Annotated in this window: 16 protein-coding genes; 9 read left to right on the plus strand and 7 right to left on the minus strand. The window is 55.1% G+C overall.

Annotated features, from left to right (window positions below):
* Positions 1 to 76: 76 nt before the first annotated feature.
* The 3 genes from OSO_RS0118055 (at position 77) to OSO_RS44065 (ending at position 2,804) form a co-directional block, all read left to right on the plus strand.
* On the plus strand, positions 77 to 619 hold the full coding sequence (locus OSO_RS0118055) for a GrpB family protein (RefSeq protein WP_029247172.1): 543 nt from the start codon (positions 77 to 79) through the stop codon (positions 617 to 619).
* Between the two features lie 142 nt (positions 620 to 761).
* Positions 762 to 1,661, plus strand: a complete 900-nt coding sequence (locus OSO_RS48215) for an alpha/beta hydrolase (protein WP_010584613.1) — start codon at positions 762 to 764, stop codon at positions 1,659 to 1,661.
* A gap of 258 nt (positions 1,662 to 1,919) precedes the next feature.
* Entirely contained in the window at positions 1,920 to 2,804 is an 885-nt protein-coding gene (locus tag OSO_RS44065) for a bestrophin family protein (RefSeq protein ID WP_010584614.1), read from the plus strand.
* A 48-nt stretch (positions 2,805 to 2,852) separates the two neighbouring features.
* Here OSO_RS44065 and OSO_RS0118070 read toward each other — a convergent pair whose 3' ends face one another.
* On the minus strand, positions 2,853 to 4,697 hold the full coding sequence (locus OSO_RS0118070; RefSeq protein WP_157605329.1) for an OprO/OprP family phosphate-selective porin: 1,845 nt from the start codon (positions 4,695 to 4,697) through the stop codon (positions 2,853 to 2,855).
* A 717-nt stretch (positions 4,698 to 5,414) separates the two neighbouring features.
* Between OSO_RS0118070 and OSO_RS0118080 the strand changes: the two genes are divergently transcribed.
* From OSO_RS0118080 to OSO_RS0118095, 3 genes are all read left to right on the plus strand, one after another.
* A complete protein-coding gene (locus OSO_RS0118080; RefSeq protein WP_040592554.1) occupies positions 5,415 to 6,035 on the plus strand; it encodes a hypothetical protein in 621 nt (206 codons plus the stop codon).
* Positions 6,025 to 6,441 carry a transcriptional regulator gene (locus tag OSO_RS0118085; RefSeq protein ID WP_010584618.1) on the plus strand — a complete coding sequence of 139 codons (417 nt, stop codon included), beginning with the start codon at positions 6,025 to 6,027 and terminating at the stop codon, positions 6,439 to 6,441. Before OSO_RS0118080 ends, OSO_RS0118085 begins: the two co-directional genes overlap by 11 nt.
* A gap of 316 nt (positions 6,442 to 6,757) precedes the next feature.
* Positions 6,758 to 7,687 (plus strand): ADP-ribosylglycohydrolase family protein, encoded by a 930-nt coding sequence (locus tag OSO_RS0118095; protein WP_010584619.1) that lies wholly within the window; start codon positions 6,758 to 6,760, stop codon positions 7,685 to 7,687.
* Between the two features lie 21 nt (positions 7,688 to 7,708).
* Here OSO_RS0118095 and OSO_RS0118100 read toward each other — a convergent pair whose 3' ends face one another.
* From OSO_RS0118100 to OSO_RS0118140, 6 genes are all read right to left on the minus strand, one after another.
* Positions 7,709 to 11,794, minus strand: a complete 4,086-nt coding sequence (locus OSO_RS0118100; protein ID WP_010584620.1) for a M56 family metallopeptidase — start codon at positions 11,792 to 11,794, stop codon at positions 7,709 to 7,711.
* 125 nt (positions 11,795 to 11,919) lie between these two features.
* On the minus strand, positions 11,920 to 12,324 hold the full coding sequence (locus OSO_RS0118105) for a BlaI/MecI/CopY family transcriptional regulator (RefSeq protein WP_040592555.1): 405 nt from the start codon (positions 12,322 to 12,324) through the stop codon (positions 11,920 to 11,922).
* Positions 12,325 to 12,880: 556 nt separating this feature from the next.
* Complete coding sequence (locus OSO_RS0118115) at positions 12,881 to 13,735, minus strand: right-handed parallel beta-helix repeat-containing protein (RefSeq protein ID WP_010584623.1); 855 nt, start codon at positions 13,733 to 13,735, stop codon at positions 12,881 to 12,883.
* 304 nt (positions 13,736 to 14,039) lie between these two features.
* Complete coding sequence (locus OSO_RS0118120) at positions 14,040 to 14,708, minus strand: RraA family protein (protein ID WP_010584624.1); 669 nt, start codon at positions 14,706 to 14,708, stop codon at positions 14,040 to 14,042.
* 378 nt (positions 14,709 to 15,086) lie between these two features.
* A complete protein-coding gene (locus OSO_RS0118130; protein WP_010584626.1) occupies positions 15,087 to 16,505 on the minus strand; it encodes a DUF1501 domain-containing protein in 1,419 nt (472 codons plus the stop codon).
* 114 nt (positions 16,506 to 16,619) lie between these two features.
* Positions 16,620 to 18,518, minus strand: a complete 1,899-nt coding sequence (locus tag OSO_RS0118140) for an ATP-binding cassette domain-containing protein (RefSeq protein ID WP_010584627.1) — start codon at positions 18,516 to 18,518, stop codon at positions 16,620 to 16,622.
* Between the two features lie 415 nt (positions 18,519 to 18,933).
* Here OSO_RS0118140 and OSO_RS0118150 point away from each other — a divergent pair, with 415 nt between their 5' ends.
* The 3 genes from OSO_RS0118150 (at position 18,934) to OSO_RS0118160 (ending at position 23,245) form a co-directional block, all read left to right on the plus strand.
* Entirely contained in the window at positions 18,934 to 20,475 is a 1,542-nt protein-coding gene (locus OSO_RS0118150; RefSeq protein WP_010584629.1) for a UxaA family hydrolase, read from the plus strand.
* 120 nt (positions 20,476 to 20,595) lie between these two features.
* Complete coding sequence (locus OSO_RS0118155; protein WP_010584630.1) at positions 20,596 to 21,879, plus strand: metallophosphoesterase family protein; 1,284 nt, start codon at positions 20,596 to 20,598, stop codon at positions 21,877 to 21,879.
* A 124-nt stretch (positions 21,880 to 22,003) separates the two neighbouring features.
* A complete protein-coding gene (locus OSO_RS0118160; RefSeq protein WP_010584631.1) occupies positions 22,004 to 23,245 on the plus strand; it encodes a hypothetical protein in 1,242 nt (413 codons plus the stop codon).
* Position 23,246: the final 1 nt, after the last annotated feature.

The raw sequence follows: 23,246 nt of genomic DNA on the forward strand, positions 1-23,246 counted from the left end.
CCGCCCTTTCAGAACAGGCCAAGCCAACGGTTGGCCAACCCGCATTAGATCGCTCGTCGACATCTGGATTCGAGATATGCCTCCTCCTATCAAAGTTGAGTTAGTGGCGTACGACCCACGATGGAGGATCGTGGCCGATGACGAAAAGACTCGGCTGACCGAAACTCTCGGTCCGATCCTGATCACTGTCCATCACATTGGCTCGACGGCGATTCCGGGACTCTCTGCCAAGCCAATTCTCGATCTGATCCCAGTGGTCCGTAGCGTGTCCGAACTCGACCAGCATCAGGATGCCTTGGAAAAGCTGGGATACGAGTGGTGGGGTGAACTTGGGCTGCCATCGCGTCGCTACTGCACGAAGAATCATCCCGACACCGGGCGCAGAATCGTCCAACTTCATTGCTACGCTGTCGGCTCTCCCGAGATTGACCGTCATCTGGCGTTCCGTGACTTCCTTCGCCAACAACCGGATGTGGCCCAGGCCTATAACGCAGAGAAAATCCGTTGCCAACAGCTTCATCCGAACGATTCGCACGCCTACGGAGACTGCAAAAACGCATGGATCAAACAAATCGAGTCAATCGCGATGGGGCGCATGAAACCTGACGCATCTTTGTAGTTGTCTCGGAAGCTGGTATCCACGCGAGTGGTGACGCCGACATGGAACACACGTCGTAGAGTTGAGAGCATCACGAAAGCATTCTTCAGGCATGTCCTGTAGTGCTCTCCCTTTTCTCTCGCAATTTCGGCGGAGATCCAGAATGGAATCGAGCAAGGTATCCCGCAGCCTTCCTCAGTTGTGGCGCCGGACCTTGGTGCGCGCAGTCCTTCTCTATGGATTCATTCCCTATCTTGCGGTCACGGTCCTTTTCGCGACCTTTCAACGTCGATTGATGTATCGGCCGACAGTCGCTTCGAGTCTCAAAGTTCTCGACGTCGGGCTGGATACAGGGTTTGGTCGCGATGTCCGACTTTACACAGCGGACGGCTGCACACTGAATGGATGGCTGATTCAAAAGACACCCGTAGCCTCCGAATCGACCCACGCGCCGCTGCTGATTTATTTTCCCGGCAATTCCGCAAATCGATTCGAACGTCTCGGGGACCTTCGGGAAGTTGCTGCAACGGGATTCGATATCCTCATTTTCGACTACCGAGGATATGGCGACAGTACAGGCCGCCCGAATGCATCGACACTGAGCGCGGATGCACGACTCGTTTGGGACTTTGCCTGTTCAAGACTGAACTATGATCCACGCCGAATTGTGATTTTTGGAGAGTCTTTAGGCGGTGGAGTCGCTTTGTCGTTGTGGTCCAACGAGTCGCCAGTCGCCCCTGCGCCGGCTGCGATCATTCTCAATTCGACATTCACAAGTATGGCTGATGTTGTCGCGTGGCACTATCCGCTTTTCCCGTTTCAATACCTTCTCCTCGATCGCTGGCCGTCGGCAGAGAGAATCTCTCGCGTCACCTCGCCAATCGTTGTGTTTCACGGTACGGCGGACAAGATGATCCCCGTAGCTCAAGGGCGTGAGCTTGCCCGCCGATCACCAAACTCCCGATTCATTGAAGTCTCTGGCGCATCACACAACGACATCCCTATGGCCGAACTGCGACGCGAATTCCACCGGCTCTGCGCTGCACTTACTGAGGAGCAGTAGCCACATCGTTAGATGACGAACGCCGCGCCACGCGACACGTCTTGTCAAGGAATGACCAGACGTTCTGCCGTGACGAAGTTTCGCTGGACGTGTAACTTGCGAGATAGACTATGGCGAGTCCTTCAGTCCATTGCATTTCATTCGGCGGAGACGATGCCGCATTCTCTGTGAAGACATGGATGCGTGATGATTCTGGTCCCAGATTTGCTCAGTCGAATGACGGATTAGAAATTCCTCCACAAACAAAAAGGGGCCTAGGTGCCAATTCCTGAATCGAGCTTTTGGTTTGATGTCTTTCCGCGGGATCCGCTTTCGCACAAATATGTTCGTCATGTCCTTAAATCTCTTCTGCCCTTCGTCGGAGTCGGAATTGCCGTCTATGTGTTAGATCGTTTCACTCCCGTGACAATGGACATTGGAATTGCGCCGTATGAAATGGCTGGCGCCGTGCTGGGCGTGTTTCTTGTCCTGCGAACAAACTCAGGGTACGACCGCTGGTGGGAAGCCAGAAAACTCTGGGGCGGTATCACGAATCAGTGTCGCAGTATGGCCACGGCGGCTGCGGCGTACGGAACTGATCCCGTGTGGAAAGCAGAAATCATCTGCTGGATCACGCTCTTCGCTCATGCGACGCGCCGTCATTTGCGAGGCGAGCATGAACTTCCGGAAGCGATGCGATTGCTTCGAGGCCCGCTCGCTGCGGAAGTGCCTCGGTCACCGCATCCGCCACAGATGATCGCAATGCATCTCGCTCGCCTACTGCGTGAAGGTTCAGAATCAGGGCAATTGCCCGATGCCATTCTGATGCAAATGGAGCGGGATCGCGTTTCGCTTCTGGATTACATGGGTGGCTGCGAGCGCATCGTCAAGACGCCGATTCCACGGGCCTACAACACGATCATCAGGCAATTTCTGGTGCTCTTCCTTGTGACGCTTCCGTTCGGGATTATCCAGAAGGTGACCTGGATGACGCCCTTCGTCACGGCGTTTGTCGGATTTCCCCTACTCGCGCTCGACGAAATTGGGACCGAACTGCAGAACCCGTTCGCGCTCTCACAGGTCAACCATTTGCCACTCGGACAAATCTGTCAGACGATTGAGGACAATCTCAGGGAACTTCTTCCGCCCGCCAAGCAGGATTGAACTTCTCAGTGAAAGGGAATTTGGAATCACTGCTACAGTTGGCGTCGGTCAGAAACTGATGTCCATTCGTGTGCCGACCGTGACGATCAGACCTTCACCCGTGAATTTTGCGCCTTGCAAGGCCCCCGTCGCTGCAGAACCAACAGGTCCGGGGATGGTTGGATTTGCCGAGTTATCGATGTAGCTAAAGACCGTATTGAACTGGAAGCGAATGTTCGGGTTCAAGAACCAGTTCAATCCCAACGTCCCGTTCTGATTCCGTCCGCCAGCAATCAGTCCCGAATTCATGTCCATCCAGTCATAACGGGCCCCCACTTGCCAGGCCCCGTACTTGCACTCCGAAAAGTTAACATTGTTCTTCGGGATGACCTGTCCAAACAATCCCGTCTGACGATTGTAGACCTTGTTTTCACCCGTCAAAAAGTACAGACCTTCGACATAACCGCCTTGCATGAAGACGTTGTCGAGTGGAATCCCGCCCGCAAGCTGCGTCGAGCGGGCTCCGTTGAACCAACCTGCGGTGTACTCGGCCTGGAACGTCCAAGGCCCCCAGACGACCGCGAGTTCGGGATCGATCAACGACTGGCCAGTGGCGAAGAAGTTACCCGTATCGGTGAAGTTTGGCGTCACGGTCGCGGATGCGATTCGCAGGTCTCCACGCGAGCGGAGACGAACGTTTTGGCCGTTCTGATTGAGTGCCAGGTCGGTGTCGAATGTACGATATTGAGCGCCAAAGCCGGTATGCACCAGATATCGGCCCTCCGAACACTCGTCGTAATAGGGTGTCCAGATGACGCGACCACCATAGGTAAACGCGTTTCCGATGCTGTAAGAATAGCCGGAGTCATACGCGTTGTTCTTGTAGACCCCCATTTGCAGGCCGGCGTTTTTGTCAGGAGTATTGTTAAAGAACGACACCCCTGGCGTGTAGCCGTTGTTGTTTGGTCCGCTGAACGCATCCATGATGGGCGCGCGTTCCATGAAGTCGAGGTATCGTGCGCTCGTGATATGCTCGATGCTGAACCAGTCCTGTTGATTGCCGACACGGACATTTCCGAGAATGGGGATCTCTTTGAACGTCATCCAGACTGTCGTCGGCTGAATCACATTCAACGAGTTTCCCCCCTGGACTCCACCGTTCAACGTTCCGATGCTTCGCAGGCCGTTGTCTGCCAGGTTTGCGTTGGCTTGAGATGTGTTCTGAACGAAGCCGGCGAAATCAAATTCAGACACCCAGTCGATCGTCCCATACATCGTTCCGTCCGCTCGCATTCGCAAGCGTCGAAAGTTTGTCGAGTCTTGTGTCAGCGGCGTTCCGGCTCCGTTGGGCACGACGATATTGCTCGCCTGCGACTCCGGGGCGATGAAATCCAGCTGAGCGGTTCCGCCGAAATGGGTTTTGAAGTTGCCGTCATTAGAGGTGAACAGCAGGCCGGTATTCCCAAAGTTGCCGTTCGCTGCCGTCCCTTTGGGGGCGGGCTTGTTCAGCACGCCAGCGAGTTTGCTTTCGAGTGTTGAAATCTTCTGGTTCTGCATCTCTTCCATCGCCCGAGACTGTTCGGTCATCCGGCGAATATAGCCGTCGACCAGACTACCCATCTCGGATTGATCATCGGACGCCTGTTGATCGTCATCTTCCAGTTCGTCGGGAGATGGCGGCGTTTCGGTCAGGAGTGGTATGAATCCGTCTGAGGAACGCTTACTGAGCGCCGACCGCAATTCACGATTGTCTTGTTCGAGCTTGTCGAGCCGTTGCTGCAGCGCTTGAATCGGATCATCTGCCAGGCAAGAGGACGCAGGCAGCAAACACATCACACCGGCGAGAAGTGCAGAGAGCGACGAAGCGACACCGAAACGATGAATTGAAGACGTGAGCTGAGAGATCGCCGGCATATTGTGCATCCATTCACTTCCGATTCGGTAACCGGCAGTCATTGCCGATCTCGTGAAGACTTGGGTTTACCGGCCTCGTACGTCGTCTACGAGCGGGCCAACACCTAACGCTGCATAGGTTCATTCGGCTCAGGTGTCATCAGCGCACGAACCGGGATGACCACAACGTCTCAGGCTTGTAAGACTATCGTAGGCTCAAGGTGTTCTGTCCGTATCTTCGTTACAAGTTCACGTCGAAACCTTACGAAAACGGAACTGGTACACAGTGCGGCAAAGGCCGAATCGTCAGGTTCCATTGGATTTGTTCTCGTGACTTTGACTGTTCCGAAATCCCCTCAGCCTTGCCTGATAAGAGTTGACCCAGGATGCTCCCGTTTTCGTAAGGGAGGGTTCTTTCGAAGAAGTTTGTTCCAGTGGGGTGTGTCATAGTCCAAAAAAAATCCATCGCAGCAGGTTAATCGAGACACTCGATCGACAATTCCTCAGTGGTTTTCGGAACGACGATGCCTGTCCGATTGACGAGCAACGTTGTTCTGCAATTCCGTGTCCATCGGCCTCGATGACGAGTGGAAATCCGACACTCGTCCACGATTCAAAGATCGTTGGTCGCTCTGCCGGTCGATTCTGGATGTTCCCCTCGTTGACGAGTTCCCGTTGCAATTCGCTGGCCACAATGTTACTTTGCAGCGTAGAGTCATTCGGTGGATTCCAGCAAGGATGAGGACCGTGGAGCTTCGCGACGCCTTATCTCAAATCTCTGATATTCGTCTGCAAATGGCACGGACAGAGTTGTTTCGTGGCTATCGCCCGATCACGGTCGGTTTTTCGGGCATGCTCGGATTGCTCGCGGCGTCCGTTCAGCCTTACTGCATCGCTCGTCCCGAACTGGAACTTGGGCGGTTTCTGCTGCTTTGGTGCACCGTCGCGTCGGTCAGCCTGATCGTCATTGGGATGGAACTCATCTGGTCGATTCGCCGAACTGGTGCGGGCTTCGTTCGCCAGACAACGTTACTTGCGGTTGAGCAATTCCTGCCGTGTGTCGCGGTCGGCGGTTTGCTGACGCTCTGCGTCGTCCGTAGTTCGCCCGATGTCGCGTGGATGCTGCCGGGACTGTGGTCGTTGCTTTTCGGACTGGGCGTCTTCGCGTCGGCACGCTCGCTGCCTCGCCCCGTGATCTGGGCAGGCCTGTATTACGTCATGTGTGGCTGTGGTTGTCTGCTTTGGGGACGCGGTGAAAATGCCTTGGCTGCATGGCAGATGGCAGTCAGTTTTGGCGGCGGTCAGCTCCTGAGTGCGGCAATTCTCTATTGGAGCTTGGAGCGAGCCAATGGCCGGTAAACGAAAGCCCGCAAAGAGAATTGCGGAGGCGGCGCCCACGGCGGAAGGCCGGTTCTCGTACGAGGGGCTGGAGCGAGTCATACACGAAAAAGCACGGCTTGGAATTCTGGCTTCGCTTGCGTCTAATGCGAATGGACTATTGTTTAACGACCTGAAGCAGCTTTGCACGTTGACTGACGGGAATCTCAGCCGACATTTGGATGTGCTAAGTGAGGCCGGTTTGATTGAAGTCTGGAAGAGTACCTCCGGATCGCGTACTCAGACGATGTATCGCTTTTCGGCGACGGGACGACAGCGATTCGCCGAATACATCAGTGTGCTCGAGAAAGTCGTCACCGATGCCCAATCCGAATTGCAACCAAGTTCCGATAAGCCAGAGCGATCGAACGGCTGGGCACCGGCGTGAGCGGACCAGTCTTCTTTTTGTCTATTCACTTTGTAATGCAAAGCTGTTGCGATGGCTGATGCAGATTCTGCGGGCAGTCAACGCTGGAATGGACAAGGTTAACCGTTCACAGGCCGGGGACTGGCTCATTTTCCCGCGACCAAGGGAAGGATTACTCCATTCGATGCGCTGTGGATTCCAATTTGACTGGGAAAGGACAATGTGCCTGTCCACCTCTCTTTGGGCTGTGAGCGGTTACATGAACAAGAGCATCTTGCGTTGAGCGTGAAGTGAATTTCTGTTGGACACGAGCTACTGATGGAAGGAATGAAGACAGATGAGAGATCAATGCAGGGGGGCTTTGATTGGCTTGGCCATTGGCGATGCATTGGGAGCCGCAGTTGAGTTCAAACCACCGGGAAGCTTTGAGCCTGTAACCGGCTATCGAAATGGCGGCCCGCATCGACTCGCGGCAGGTGAGTGGACGGATGATACCAGTATGGCGTTAGCCCTTGCCGATAGCCTGGCCCGGGTGGGATGGGATCTAAACGATCAAACGGATCGGTATCTCCAATGGTGGACCCAAGGAAAATATTCCGTCAATCAACGATGTTTTGATATTGGCGGAACGACTCAGACCGCATTGACTCAGTTTCTTGCCACTGGTGACGCGCGGACGTCAGGTGATCGATCAGAGCAGGCGAGTGGGAATGGATCGATCATGCGTCTGGCGCCGGTGCCGATCCGTTTTGGCCATCTGTATCCAGACCGCCTCGCCGATTTCGCAGAGCTTGCCGAGGAATCAAGTTTGCCGACGCATGCCAGCGAACAGTGTCTGTCTGCCTGTCGCTATCTCGCCACGGTCGTTGCGGCGTTGATTCGTGGTGAAGAGCGGGACGTGGTGCTATCGCCCGATTGGAAATCGTTGAAGCAGCTTCAGGAGATTAAGCCGCTGCATCCCCTGATTGAAGAGATCGCGCAAGGAAGCTTTCGAGAGAAGCAGGTACCCGACATCCGTGGTTCAGGCTGGGTCGTCAAAAGTCTTGAGGCCGCGCTTTGGGCATTTCACGATTCCAGCTCATTCGAAGAAGCCGTCCTGAAAGCGGTCAATCTCGGTGACGATGCCGATACCACGGGCGCCGTCTGCGGACAATTGGCCGGTGCCTGCTGGGGAGAATCCCATATCCCCGAATCACTCAGATCGAATCTCGCACGAATGGATCTGTTGGAACAGGCACTCGGTGGGATTGTGAATCACGAAATATGACGAACCGTGGCGAACGTCCCACTAATCATTCGGCAGACTGTGAAGCAACGCCTCGATGTCCGCATCCGTAAGTCGCTGTGCGGTCGATTTCAACATCAATTTCAAGTGGCGTTTTCCTTCGACGCTGCCCGCGGGATCACCGATATTGCCCAGCGGACCAATGCTGTTCACGAGTTCCTTCCCGGCCGAATCCAGGATCGCATGGCACGGAACGCCGTGCATGTCAAAGTTCAATGCGACACTCAAGTCGGCTCCATTCAGATCGCGCACGTCATCAAACTTGTAGAGGACATAATCCTTCTCCAATAGTTCTTTTTGAGCATCTAGCCATCTTGAGAGCGAAAAGCATGGTCCGCAGCGCGTCTGGCTAACGCGAGCCCAGACTCGCCGGCCTGACTTCTTCGCTTCGGCCAGCGCCGATTCAAGCCCCGCCTTTGCATCCTGTTGCGGAGGAAGATGGACTTTAAGGAACCGCGCGACGTCTTTCGCTGACTTCTGGTCGTCACGAAGATCGACTGTGATGCGTCCGAGTTCATCTCCGCGACCGTGAAGAGCCACCAGAAACAGTGAGTCTTTCTTGGGCAGCGGCCATTGTTTTGCTTCGAAGAACTGAAGATCCTCGGGACGCTGGCGGATCTCGGGACCGCTCACCTGTTTGGAAAGGTAGGAATCAAGGTCGCTCACCCCATCTTGATCCGAAAGGTGGTTCTTGATGAACGGCGCGGCAATGTCACCCTCACCCGACACGATCACGAGAGCGTGGATTCCTGTCACGCGACAGTTTTGCAGCAATCGCGACATTCCCGTCTCCAAAGAGACAGGGACGACCTCCTTGGAGTTAGAAGTGGATTCAAGGTGGAACACTTCGCGGGTGCGCGCCTCGTCGGGCTCAAGAATTCGTTGCTGCCAGAGATTGGAATTCTTCGCTCCCGGTAATGTGAACTGCATCATCAATTCGATCTTCTGCGGAATCGAAGAAAACGAGAATTCGCCGTTCGCGTCGGTTGTCACCATCCGGCGTTCGAAGTAGTCCTTGTACAGCCGTTCAAAGCGTGCTTTTTTTTCCGCATTGAGATACTGATCAGTCAGACGTGCATTCATGCGAACTTCAACGTTCGGCATTGGCTGTTGGTCTTGATCCAGAACGATTCCTTGATAGTCGACGGTTGGGTACATCAGCAGTTCGATCGAGTCCGATGAAACATCCATAATTCCGCAACCGAAGTATCTCTCATCTGTGGAAGCGGCGAGAACGCAAATACGGGTGGCCATGATTGACGCGGTGAAACGCCCTTGCTCGTCGGCTGTGACGGTCGTTTCATCTTTAGACTCACCATCCATTGATGCGATTCTGACGCTCGCATGATTGAGATCAGCGGTCGCGCCCGCAGGCAAGGTCAGCTTTCCGCTGATCGGTTGTCCGGTCGTCAATTTTCGATGCAGATGGACGGCGAGTGGCTTTCCATCGATGACCTCGACCGTTCTTGTCGTTTCCCAGTCTCCATCGGATGCGCGGATCGTAAGCGTTCCTGGAGAAACAGGTGCCGCGTAATGCCCATTCTCGTCCGTCTTTCCCCAAAATCGACGCCCCTGGTTTGACGGATGCTGCGATTCGAAATGAATCCAGGCATTCTTCATGGGTTCGGGATCGGACCCTTGTGTGATCTGGATTTCGACAGGCACGCCCTTTGTCAGCGTGAGTTCCGGCTGCCGGATTGTCGAGTCCTTGGAAAGAACGATGGCTTCATGCCAGATGTTACTCACCAATTCGCGGTCATTCACGAACACGCTGTATTGACTGCCGGGCAACACGCGGGCCGTGAATCGCCCCTCCGCATTTGTACGCGAATAGACCACATCGGATTCATGCTCCTGCTCACCGTCGAAACTCCAAAACTCCACTAAAAGCCCTGACAGATTTCCCGCCACTCCCGAAGCCCGCCCTTGCACGAGGATTCTTTCGCTCGCCCGTGATGGCGCCACCAGGATCTGATAGGCCCCGTCAGGCGCCTTCTCTACCGATCGTTCACCAATCACGCGCCAGTGATTTCGGTCAGCGACGGAAAAATACATCCGATCCTTCGCCCACGCGGGAACCCAGGCGAATGTTGCTTCCCCGTTTACATTCGTCCTCTGCAACGTGACGGGAACTTCCCCCACAAACGACTCGCCGTGCTGGCCATCGACAGCGACAAATGAAAGAAGGACATTGGGCACGGGCCGCTGCTGAGCATCGACGGCGCGAACTCGCACGGGATCGCCACGACTCACCACAATTTTCAAATGTTCACCGAATTGTTCTCGGGTCGGATTGCGTGCGGCATGAACTCCACCGATCCGGTGATCGTCGGTCCAGGCCGACATCAGAAAAACGCTCTCATCCTTGGGGACTAAGAACTCGGCAATACCGCTCACATTGGTTGTACCCGAATAGTCAAACGAACCGGCGTTGAAGTGCACATGTGCATTTGCAACCGATTCGACGCCATCGGTGACATGCACCTGAATCACACGCGTCGGCGATAGCACGAGGCGTTGAGCCGAAAGACATTGGCGTCTCAGGGTGTGCCCCTTGAGCACTAATGAGGCCTGCCACTTCCAATCGGACGTCCGAATGAGAATCGACGGATTGTTGAGTTTCGTTCCCGTCAATCTGATCTCAAACCGTCCTTCGGAAATCTTGGCACTCAAGACATCACTTCGGCCTTGCTCCAGGATCGCATCCTTCACCAACGAGCCGTCAGGTAAATGCACCGAACCTTGCATCGTCAAAATGGGAATTTCATCCTCGGTCGTTGATGTATCGGACGGAATTGCTGCAGTCAGTGGAGTGTTCGGGTCCAGTGCGTCGGTTGATTCGGCAGCGTCTGCGACTTCGGGAGCTTGAGCGGCATCATTCACGTCGAGGCGTTCTACAGATGCCGCAGATGTCGGCCGAACGAAGGAGAGCAGTCCCGCCGCGGGCAACCCCGCCAGTAGAACCAACGCGAGCGACACAACAGAAATCCGCGCCGACAACGGCCGCGACAAATCCAACAAAACCCGCACCCGTTGTCCGATCTCGCTGCTTCGTGCCATGGCCGTTCCAAGCTGAAGGCGTGATGGGTGTCGATTCGCCGCAGCAATCTCGACGAGATAACGCGCGTACTCGATACGATTTCCCAGTGCCACGGCCGCCGCCTCGTCGCAGGCGAGCTCCGCAAGCTGATTCAGTCGTTGCTTCGTCAGCCAACTGACGGGATGAAACCAATAGAAGATCGTCGCAATCTCGGCCAGGAAGCTGACCAATGTGTCTCGCCGTCGAAGATGTGATAACTCGTGTGAGAAGACGGCGTGGAATTTTCCCGCGGTCCAACTTCGCCAGGTTTGTGGCAACAGAATCAAGGGTTGCCACAAACCCACCACAACGGGACTCTCAATCTGATCAGTTTCGTACACCAGTTCACGAAGTCGCGAGAGGTCAGAGACAATGGCCGACCTTCGCAGCAAGCGTCGTACTCGCTGTATCGCTATTAGCAGTCGAAGCAACATTGCGCCGACGCCAATCAACCAAATCATCACCGCAATCGGGAAGAGGAGCTGCTTCGGATTGAATCCAGAAGAACTTACAGCGCCAACAGGTCTCGTTGGAGATGGCTCAGCAATCGCCACATTCGACGCACTCATTGCAGACTCGCCGTTTTCTACGGCAGGTGAGTCCCCCGCAGATGGAATTGGATGCAGGTGGGAAAACGCCTGGAATCGATCGCGAACATCATCGCGGTGAAATTCCGTTTCGCGTCCTCGTGCCAAGGCCGACGCGTTCAACTCGGCGGAATCGTGTCGGTTTCGATCGACCGACGTTGTCGCGACCCGTTCACTTCCGAATTCCGAATGGATTTCCGTTGGCCAGATGGACAACGGAATGAACCAAGTGAGTCCGATGATTCCGGGGATTGGCAGAAACACCAATGTCAAAAGCACGACGGTCCAGATTCGGTGTTGGGTATGTACAGAGAGGTGCCGAACCGCACAAATGGCGGCGATCGCAAGGACAGCTGCCATGAACGCCTTGAGCGAGATATCCAAAAGCAGGAAGGCAATGCGTATGGAAAGTTGTTCGATCATGAAAGTCCTCGCCCTTCTGTATCGCAACCCATTCATTGCGCGTCGAAACCGACGATTGCTGCGGACATCCTTCGTTCAGTCTGCACACGAAAATCTCAGACGACTTGCGACGATTGAGCGGCGCGTCAGTTCGCACGTTTGGATTTCTTTTCCGCCCGTTCGATCTCGGCTGCGAGTTCGCGAAGTTCATCCGCTGAAATCAGATGATCACCTGCCATCCCAATGAGCAGACTGGAAAGTGACCCTTCGCAGAAACGATCAATGACTTGCTGTACCGCTTGATTGGCCATATCGGACGGTTTGACCGAAGTCCGATAAATGAATGTCCGACCTTCTGTGGTGTGCTCCAGGAACCCTTTGGCTTCCATTCGCCGTAAGAGCGTTCTGATCGTCGAGTCTGTCAATGCGTGTTTCGCGTGCATCGCCTCACGCACCTGATCGGCACGCGCAGTTCCCAGCCGCCAGATCACGTCCATGACCTCTTCTTCCAGTGGACTGAGATCCCCGTTCACTCTTCCTCGCTTTGACATGATGGCTCCGCAGTGGGCTGAAGTGTTACGCAATGTAACGCTACGCAGTGTAACAGTCAAGTCGCCAAGTCAAGAACTGCGTTGCGAGGATTCATCGACGAACGGCACGTACCTGTCCCATCTGTGCGGCGACAATTCGATAATCGAAGACCCGACTGTCGAGGAGGCAACCGCCATGGCGCGACGTCGAAAATCGTTGTCACTGCCATCGGTCTTGGAGTTCTGGATTCCGCTCGTCTATTTGCTGATCGGGGTCATGGGGGCCGTGACCGCTGTGTTTGGATGGGGTATCGACAGTGACGAGGTCGTGTGGCTCGAATGCAGAATCACGGCACCGCCACTGTTGATCGGGGGCGCAATTCTGCTGCTATTTCTTTTGAGCGGTTTGATCAGGAGCGTGCGGACTCTTTTCGGTTTTCGGACAATCGCCCCTCGCGGTGGCACTCTGTCAGATCCAAGTGTTCGGAATCTAGATCAATCGCCGAGATCTGGTGCTGAGATAGAAAGGCCATGATCCGGAAAATGCCCAATCCGAAGTAAATTCACCAGTTCTTGCTTACTTCAGTTCCTTGGCGAGCTCGTAAGCAGGATGTTGTGTCGCGGTGGAGCTACCAATTTCCATGATCTCGTGGCGACCGTTGCGAGCGACCGATCCACCGAAGATTTGGAGTTTTGAAGCACTACTGGCGACGATTCCCGCGCGACCATTCTCAATCGCGGTGACGTTATCCAGTTCGACCTGATTGCAAAGTCCCTGCGCATGCAGGCCATCGAACCGAAAATGTTGCAGCGTGACATTGGTGATCAGCACGTTGTTGACGTGATGCAGCGAAATTCCCGTCTGCTCGGCCGAGAAGGCGAACGCCTGATCGCTGGGATAGGCTGGTTGATCTTGGCGAAAATAGACGCTTCCGCGCCACGAGACCCAATGCCCAGGGGGAAGTGCTGCCAGTGGATCTTGCTCACCATCCGCCAAGAATTCCGGCACCAGACGCCCGTTCCTCAAAATTTGATAATACCCTTTTCGGGTGAATGTCAGCTTCCATAGACTCGGTCCGACTTCTCGCCAACCATCGCGAGGAATCGAGCGAAGTCCACTGATTGTCGAGCCATTGCCCTGAATGACAAACGGGTGTGTATCAATTCCGCTGTGACGCGATCCGGTTAACGAGATCGATTCATAGTAGGGGGTGCCTGTGTTCTTCAGCACGATCACATCTGCACTTTTTGCCAGATCCAAGGCGCGCGAAATCGTCCTCACGGGGCCGGCCTTCGCCTGAGTGATGTCAGGGATCAAGCCGTCATTCAGATTCCGGCCGTGAAGGTTATCCACATAGATTTCTCGCGCCTCGGCAAGATTCAAGAGCGTAACGGTTCCGACGAGAAAGAGGATTCGACAGAAGGCAGACATGAGAGCTCCGCATCGAGACAGAAGACTTGTGAGTACAAACGAAATGAGCATGTCGCGGTACAGTCGACACCAGACGAGGTGCGACCAGAAGCGAGTTCAATCACGGAAAAAACGATCTGATGGAATGCAGAAGTGCTTGGCCCCGATTCTCATTGATCAATAAGAATCGGGAGCCTGTTTATCACCCGACTTCACCAAGATGGCTAGCGAATACCGCGAGCGGGAAGTCGGTTTTGCGGAAATTCCTTAATGACGATCAGTAACGATGCACACTGTATCAGGATGACCTCGCTGAATTGGTTGATTACAGTACGCCATACTTGGCGAAGGCTTCCGCCGCTTTGAGTCCCCCGCGAATCGAATCGCGAACGACATTCTCTGCGTGGACTTTGTCCCAGGCCCGGCGAATCGCCTCGTTCTCGACCGCTTGTGGAACGACGACGACGCCATCTTCATCAGCGAAGACCAAATCGCCAGGATGAAAGGCAACGCCATCGATCTCGACTGGAACATCGACATCAACGACGCGCTGACGATTGAAGCTGTCGTAGACACACGTCGTTCGTGCAAACACAGGGAAGCCAATTTCTCGAATCTTGCTGACGTCTCGAATCGCGCCGTCGATGACGGCACCGACGCAGCCGCGATTCAGCGCCGCTGTTGTCAGCAATTCACCCCAAATCCCCGATCGGACGGAACCACCAGCGGCCGCAATCAGAACATCGTCTGGCTGGCAATCGTCAACCGCCTGCAGTTCGAGTTCGTAGGGGCGGGGGTCAACGTGAGCCATGTCAACCCACAGCGTTGTCTTGCAGCGTCCGACGAGTAACTCTGAGGTTGTGAAGGGCTTCAATGACAATCGTGGTGACTGCTGCTTATAGCCCAACCCATCCAGGGCATCGCTGACGACGGCGCTGTACAGGGACTGACGCATCATCGCCAGGGTGATCGTCAAAGCCGGTGATTCAGACATGTGACTCCTTCAAGCTATTCGGGCGTAAACAACGTCAAATGGGCGGCTGATGGCGGAATTCAATGAGCCTGGCGGTTGCGATCAGAAGAATTCGAGAGGGCCGTAAAAGTCCTCTATCGAATCGGCTTCCAACTCGTCGCGAACATCCAAGGCAATCATCGGCTGGGGTCCACCAACAGACTGAACGTCCAATCAGTGAGGGCTCGTTCGATTTGGACGAACGGCCCGCAAGTCCTCAATGCTACCCCCATCGCCCGAACGAATCCAATCACTTTGATATGGTTGGCGAACAACTTTTGGCCAGACTTCGCACAGCCGAAAATCAAGGTGATCCTGCGATGGATTTCGGGGCAGGCACAATCGGGATCGACGCCGGAATCAGGCCAGTAGCTCTTTGACAATATTGGCCTTCGTCACATCGGCATCGGTCAAGCTGGCGTCGCGCCCTTCGTGATGATGCGTGAGCTGTCGATGATCGAGTCCCAGATTGTGCAGCAGCGTCGCGTGCAGGTCATGAACATTGACAACATCCGTGACGGATGCATATCCGAAATCATCGGTTGTGCCGTGGATGTGTCCCGCTTTGAAACCTCCACCGGCCAACCATAGCGAAAACGCTCGTCGATTGTGATCGCGTCCGTCGGTACCTTGGGAAATCGGCAAACGTCCAAATTCTCCGGTCCACATCACAATCGTATCGTCGAGCAATCCACGCTGCTTGAGATCCATCACGAGCGCGGCGCTTGGTTGGTCTGTGCGGGCACAGAGCTTCGTCAGGCTTTCCGCATTCTTGCTATGCGTGTCCCATGGTTGCCCGCTCATGAATATTTGAACAAATCGTACGCCTCGCTCGATCAGTCGGCGGGCCAGCAGACACCGCGTTCCATACTCCTCAGTGGCGGGATTCCCCAAACCATAAAGCTCGCGAGTTGCCTGTGTTTCCCCCGCAAGATCGAGTGCTTCAGGGACCGACATCTGCATGCGTGCCGCCGTTTCAAAGTTGGCGATGCGTGCGGCGAGTTCATGATTCTCGGGATGCCTCTGCAGATGCCTGCGATTCAGCTCGTCCAGCAGTTTGAGCTGATTTCGGCGCGCCCCCGCACCAATTCCGGTTGGGGTATGCAAGTTGAAGACGGGCGATGCACTGGATCGAAACGGTGTCCCCTGATAGACGGCCGGAAGGAACCCGGAGGACCAGTTCTTTTCTCCATCGACGGGAAGCCCACCCGGGTCCCCCAAGACCACGTACGCCGGAAGGTTTTCGTTGTTGGAGCCCAATGCGTACAGCACCCACGAACCCCAGGCGGGCATTCCCGCCAGGAACTTTCCTGTATGAATCAGTCGCAGTGCGGCTTCGTGATCGACGGACTCGGTCGACATCGAGCGTACCAGGCAAAGATCGTCGGCAATGCGTGCCGTGTAGGGAAGATGCTCGCACAAGTCCATGCCGCATTCGCCATGTTTGGCGAATGAAAACGGACTGCCAAGCACGTTGCCTTTCTGCTTGTCAAAGTGAACTTCAAGATCGCCCCCCGGATAGGGCTTACCGTGCCATTTTTGGAGTTCGGGTTTCGGATCGAACAGATCCATCTGGCTGGGGCCGCCGTGCTGGAACAAGCAGATCACCCGCTTGGCGCGCGCGGGCCGGCTTCGCGCCACTTCACCTGAATGAAATGACTCACCTTGCGCCTGCTGCGCGAGCAACTGCACAATGGCCAACCCGCCGATTCCGCCTGCATACTGCCCGAGAAACGCTCGTCGCGATTGTGGCTGCCAGATTGGAATGGAGTCGGTCACTGCAGATACCCCTCAAGCGTCTGTGAAGTTGATTCGCCCGCATCAAGTTCGCCGGGTTCGAGGTTCCGGCGAAGTGAGTCCACCATCCGACTTTCCATCATCTCGTCGCCAGCGTCACTCGGCAAGTGCTTCGAGCACCTCCCAACGCTCCAGGCTATTCATGAGTTCCTCTTCGATTTCACCACTGCGCTTGGTCGCGCTGGCGATCACCAGCTTGTCCTGTTGATAGAAGTCGGGAGATGCCATTTCATCGTGAAGCTTGCGTTGCTCGGTTTCCAGTGCATCAATCCGACGAGTCAGCGTCGCCAGTTCCTGCTGCTCCTTGAATGTCCGACGACGTGGGCCGTCATTCGATGTGGCGGGCTTACCGCTGGGTGACGAGACCTCTCTTGACTTGGATTCGGGGACAATCTCAATTTGACGTGCGCGTTGATCTAGCCAGTCATCGTAACCTCCCGCGTATTCACGGACGTGACCGTCGCCTTCGAACACCAGCGTATTCGTCACCACATTGTTCAAAAATGTTCGATCGTGGCTGACCAACAGCACGGTTCCCGGGTACTCGACAATCAAATCCTCCAAAAGATCGAGTGTTTCCGTGTCGAGGTCGTTCGTCGGTTCGTCGAGAACGAGGACATTCGAGGGTTTGGAGAACAGTCGGGCCAGCAACAATCGATTGCGTTCGCCACCGGACAAATAGCGTGCAGGGCCGCGTGAACGCTCGGGCGTGAACAGGAAGTCTTCAAGATAGCCGATAATGTGTCGCTGCTGACCATTGATCAGCAGTTGGTCTTTGCCTTCAGAGACATTGTCTTTGACGGACTTTTCTTCGTCCAATTGGGCCCGCAATTGGTCGAAGTAAGCCACTTCAAGATTGGTTCCGCGTTTGACTCGTCCTGATGTCGGATTCAGTTCACCCAGCAAAAGCCGAATCAGCGTTGTCTTGCCTGCGCCATTGGTCCCAATGATCCCGATTTTGTCACCACGCATGACTGTCGTGGTGAGTTGCCGGATGATCGTCCGGCCGCCAATCTCATAGGTCAGGTCCTTGGTGTCGACAACCAGTGCCCCTGATCGCTCGGCTTCTTGCAGTTCGACTTTGACGGTTCCGACCTTTTCGCGGCGCGCTTTGCGCTCTTCCCGCAGCTTTTTGAGCGCGCGCACGCGGCCTTCGTTTCGGACGCGGCGTGCTTTGACTCCACGACGAATCCAGGCTTCTTCCACGGCCAGTTTCTTGTCGAAGAGCGCCTGTTGCTGTTCTTCAGCCGCCAGCGCGGCCTCTTTACGTTCGAGAAACGTACCGTAGTCGCACGGCCAATCGAACAGTCGCCCGCGATCCAGTTCGATGATGCGATTCGCAAGCCGCTGCAGGAACATGCGATCGTGCGTCACGAACAAAAAGGTCCCACCGAACTTCATCAGGAACTCTTCAAGCCAGCGGATCGCATCGAGATCCAGATGGTTTGTTGGTTCGTCCAGAAGCAGGATATCGGGATCAGAGACGAGCGATTGTCCGAGCAGCACACGTCGCTTCATTCCCGAGGACAGGGTGTCAAATCGGGTCAAGGGATCAAGCTGCATCCGTTCCAGCATTTGCTCGATGCGATGTTCAAGCTGCCAACCGATGTCGTGATTCAGAGATTCTGCGGCTTTCTCAAGCGATTTCCGTTCCGCCTCGCTCAGGTCGGCTTCGGGATGATGCAGGTGATACTGCGCGGCAACTGCGATTCCTTCGGGGCCCAGTCCCGCGGCCACTTCGTCGAAGATTGTCCCCGTGCGGCCTGACGGAACTTCCTGAATCAGGCGGGCAACGCGGACTCCCGCTTGCCGATCGACCGTGCCGTGATCGGGCCGCAGTTCGCCCATCATCAGCTTCATCAATGTCGATTTTCCCGCACCATTTCGGCCAAGTAATCCGACACGTTCGCCGCGCTCAATGTGAAGTTCAACGCCTTCCAGAATCGGCGGCGAGCCGAACCCGAACGTGATATCTCGCAAACTCAGTAAGGCCATCCAATTCCCCGTGTTTTCAGATACGTCTGATGGCTCCGTCTCGTCTCAATCGACAATTGACGTTCAGCAGGCGAGTCAGAGCCGTATGGATCATCGCAGGCCGGGCAGCGGCGTGAAAGTGGGGCGTGGCAGAATCAGCAATTTCCGGCCAACTTTGCCCGTTTAAACGCGAGTTTCACCGAGTTGCCGGTCCCCTCGACGTCGCAGCATCGCGAGAAAGTCGTGATAATTGGGATCGACATGTTCTGAATTGATTGAAATCGGTGAACCGAATAGTCTCTGCAGAGTGAACCGCCTGTTGAAATCATGGGGAATGGCTCTGCCAAACTTCGAAAACACAGGGACTTCGTCGTGCCAAGGTGACTGTCCCACGGATTTCTGCAGACTGAAAAGCCCCACACACTGGAACCTGACGATGACCACACCGCCTTTCATTCGCCTGCATGCGGATGACAACATTGCAGTCGCTTCCCGCCATTCTCCTCTGGGAACGGCTTTTCAATTCAAGGGAACGGGCGAACTGTTTTCTCGCGAAGCGATCGACATGGGACACAAGATCTCGCTGCGGTCCATCGAAACGGGTCAGCCGATTAAGAAGTTTGGTCAGACAATCGGTTTTGCGTCACAACCGATTCCTCAAGGGGCTTGGGTTCACGTCCATAACGTGACAGCGGGCGAGTTGAGCCTCGACTACGCGTTTTGCTCGGAAATTCCCCCAGAGCCGACACCAATCCATGGCCGCACCTTTCAAGGTTACCGTCGGCCAAACGGTAAGTTCGGAACGCGAAATTACATTGGTATCGTTTCGACGGTGAACTGCTCGGCGACCACTTCCAAATATGCCGCAGACAAGTTCAATAACGAGATCCTGGCCGCATTTCCCAACGTCGATGGTGTTGTGCCTTTGATTCACAAGGGCGGTTGTGCGATCCAGTACGGCGGTGAAGATCATCAACAACTGACGCGAGTCTTGTCGAACGTGGCGCGGCACCCCAATATCGGGGCCTATATCGTCATTGGGCTGGGTTGCGAAACCGCTCAGGCGTCGTTCCTGATGGAAAACGGTGGACTGCTGCAACTTGGCAATTCTCCCTCACCGAATCAACCGCTCGTGATGAATATTCAAGAGCAAGGCGGCGTGGCGAAAACGGTGGCAAGAGCGGTCGATCAGATTCGCGAGATGCTTCCGGAAGTCAACAAGGCGCAGCGAGAACCAATTCCCCTCGCGGAACTGATGCTGGGACTTGAGTGCGGTGGCAGCGACGGAAACAGCGGCACGACGGCCAATCCCGCCTTGGGATACTGCAGCGACATGCTGGTCGCACACGGTGGCACGTCGGTCCTGAGTGAAACCCCCGAAATCTACGGTGGCGAGCATTTGTTGACACGTCGGTCTGTCACAAAGGAAGTGGGCGAAGCCCTTTTGGAACGGATTCGCTGGTGGATCGACTATACCGCCCTGTTTGGACAACGAATCGACATCAATCCGTCCGTAGGCAACAAGAAGGGCGGGTTGACGACGATCTACGAAAAATCGCTGGGCGCCATTGCCAAGGGGGGCACCTCGGCCCTTCGCGGCGTTTATAAGTATGGTGAAGCGATCAACCAGAAGGGGTTCGTGATCATGGATACGCCGGGGTACGATCCGGCGTCGGTCACGGGGCTGGTCGCGGGCGGAACGCATGTCGTTTGCTTCACGACGGGACGTGGAAGTTGCTTTGGCTGTAAGCCCGTTCCGACGATCAAGATTGCCACGAACAGCCCGATGTACAACCGGATGGTCGACGATATGGACATCAACGCTGGGACGATTCTGGAGGGGGCGTCACTGGAAGACGTTGGAAAAGAAATCTTCGAAGAGGTAATTGCTGTCGCCAGTGGCAAAAAGACCAAAAGCGAACTACAGGGGATCGGCGATGAAGAGTTTCATCCGTGGACATACGGTCCCACGACGTGACCTGAGTCGGATCAATTCAGCACGATGCGATTCCGTGTCAGGAGTGGCGTCGTGCTGATCGTTTTTCTTTCGTGATCTGACAGAACATATCGCCGCCATCGCCTTGCGCGAAAGAGTCTTATGAAGTTCCTGCATGCCGCTGACATTCATCTCGATAGCCCATTATTGGGGCTGGAGCGATATGAAGGTGCGCCGGTCGAACTCATTCGCGGTGCGACACGACGCGCTCTTGAAAATCTCGTTGCGCTGGCCATGCGCGAGCGAGTTGATGTCGTCGTGATTGCTGGTGATCTCTACGACGGCAGTTGGCGCGATTTCAATACGGGGATGTTCTTCGTCCGACAGATGGCCAAGCTGCGCGATGCTGGAATCCGCGTCTATTTGATCGCGGGAAATCACGATGCCGCCAGTATGATGACCAAAAAGCTAAGGCTTCCGGTGAATCCAGAAGGTGACAGTCTGATGCTGTCGCACGAGCAACCCGAAACGCGACACATTCCGGACCTTGGGCTTGCCGTTCATGGACGCAGTTTCGCGAATGCCGCGGAACTGAAGAACATGGTCCCCGACTATCCCGGCCCGATTCCTCACAGTTTCAATCTTGGTCTGTTGCACACCAGCCTGAATGGCTCGGACGAGCACGACACGTATGCCCCGTGCACGCCTGCCGATCTACGAGCGAAGGGGTATGACTATTGGGCGCTGGGGCATATCCACAAGCGGTCGTCAATTCCCGAGGATGCCATGTCGACGACAGCGGCACCCGCGCTGTATTCGGGAAACATCCAGGGCAGGCATATCCGCGAATCAGGATCTCGAGGCTGCTTGCTTGCGACCGTCAACGAGCAGGGGCGGGTCAATCTCACGTTTCACCCTCTCGATGTGTTCCGGTGGGAAGTGTGCTCGGTCTCATGCTCGGACGCCGAAGATTCGGAAGAAATCCTCTCGCGTGTAAGGACCGAACTTCATCGTGTCCTCCAGCTCCATGGTGAGCTCCCTCTCGGAGTGCGTGTGTCCTTGGAAGGCCGCACTCGGGCCCATCAGGAGGTCTGCAGTCACCGCGAGGCGATCACAGCCGAAATTCGCACGCTTGGCGCCATAGAATCCGATGGACGCGTCTGGGTTGAACAGGTGAAATTCCATACCAGCTACCCCCAAGCCCAACACCTTTCGCTGGAGGATCATGGGCCACTTGCAGAACTGGTTCGCTATCTTGACGAGCTGCCCGAGAATTCCGCAGCCCTTCAACAACTGGCCGACGAACTGAAAGATCTGGCTCGCAAATTACCTGGTGAACTGACGCAGTCCGCCGAGGGATTGCGATTAGACCAGCCTGACTGGATTCGAAGCCTGATCCCTGATCTCAAGCCGATGCTCTTGGATCGGCTGAAGGGCGAAAGTTGACATCGCCTTTTTTGGAACGGAACGCCATCATCATGGTGATCGACCGCAAAGACCGTACGATATTCGGGTGCAAGATCTCGCGACCCGCAGACCAGCACTCGAGTTTAGGGGAGCCACTTAGCCGATGAACCGAATTTCTTTTTTGATGCCGCTCGTTCTAACTGTGGTCGCTTTCGGCTGCGGAAAGCCCAGTTCAGAGAACCTTCCTGTCACGGCCGAGCACGCCGCGAAATCAACAGCCAACGTCAGCACTCCAGTTGTCACTCCAACGGCCTCGGCTGACAAATGGGCGAGCGACGAACAACCCGCAAAGGCTCCGGCGGAAGGATCGGCGGCTGAGGCATTCCTGAAGACGCTCGCGGCCTTTCAGGCCGGTCGAATTGACACGGTGTATGACGGACTGCCTGCCGCATATCAAGCCGATGTCGAGAATCTCGTTCGCCTGTTCGCCGAAAAAATGGACCCGGAACTATGGTCCAAAGCATTCGGCTTGCTCGCGAAAACCGCGACCGTCATGCGCGACAAGAAAGCGATGATCTTCAGTATGGACCTGATGAAAATCGTACCGCAGGCGGATTCATTGAAAGAGAATTGGGAATCCATCGTGGCAGGAATTCATACGGTCGCGGCCAGCGAGGTCGCAGATTTGAAGTCGCTCAAGCTGGCTGATCTGAAGTATCTTCTGTCAGCAGGCAGTGATCTGCTTCAAGGATTTCCATTGCCCCGATTCGACGATGTGACTGTCACCACGGTCAATTCGGATGGTGAGACGGAAACGATTTTGTACCGCGAAGCAAAAGGAAGCGAACCCAAAGAGGTGAAGTTTGTCAAAGTCGATGGGAAGTGGCTTCCCAAATCGATCGCCACGAGCTGGTCTTCCAGCATTGACGATCTCAAAACACGTTTGTCGACGTTCCCTGACCGGATCAAGCAAGTGAAGCCCGATGCTCTAAAACAACTCGATTCGATCGACGCAATGCTCGGGCGAATGCAAGGTGCGATGAATCGCGATGAATTCACTGGATACTTGATGCCGCTGATTTTTACCCTCCGATTTGCAAGTCAAATGGCGACAGAGCAATGGAAGGAAGAGTCCGCTCGATCACGCACGGACGGAGCCGTACGTGTCGAAATCAGTCGATCTCTGAGCGATGAGCAGCAGACCGAGCTGAAAGACGCGATTGTGGCGTCGCTCGGAATCACCGAAGTTGACTATGAAATGATCGCCAACGACGGAAAGACACGTTGTCGTTTTTCTCCCGTTGCTGATGGTGCGACGCTGGTCAGCGTGATTGAAAAGCAGTTCGATGGGGCAAGCGTTCGTTGGAATGCTGAAACCAAAACGATTCAAGTGGAATTGAAGTAGA

This window comes from Schlesneria paludicola DSM 18645 (assembly GCF_000255655.1).
Taxonomy (GTDB): Bacteria; Planctomycetota; Planctomycetia; order Planctomycetales; family Planctomycetaceae; genus Schlesneria; species Schlesneria paludicola.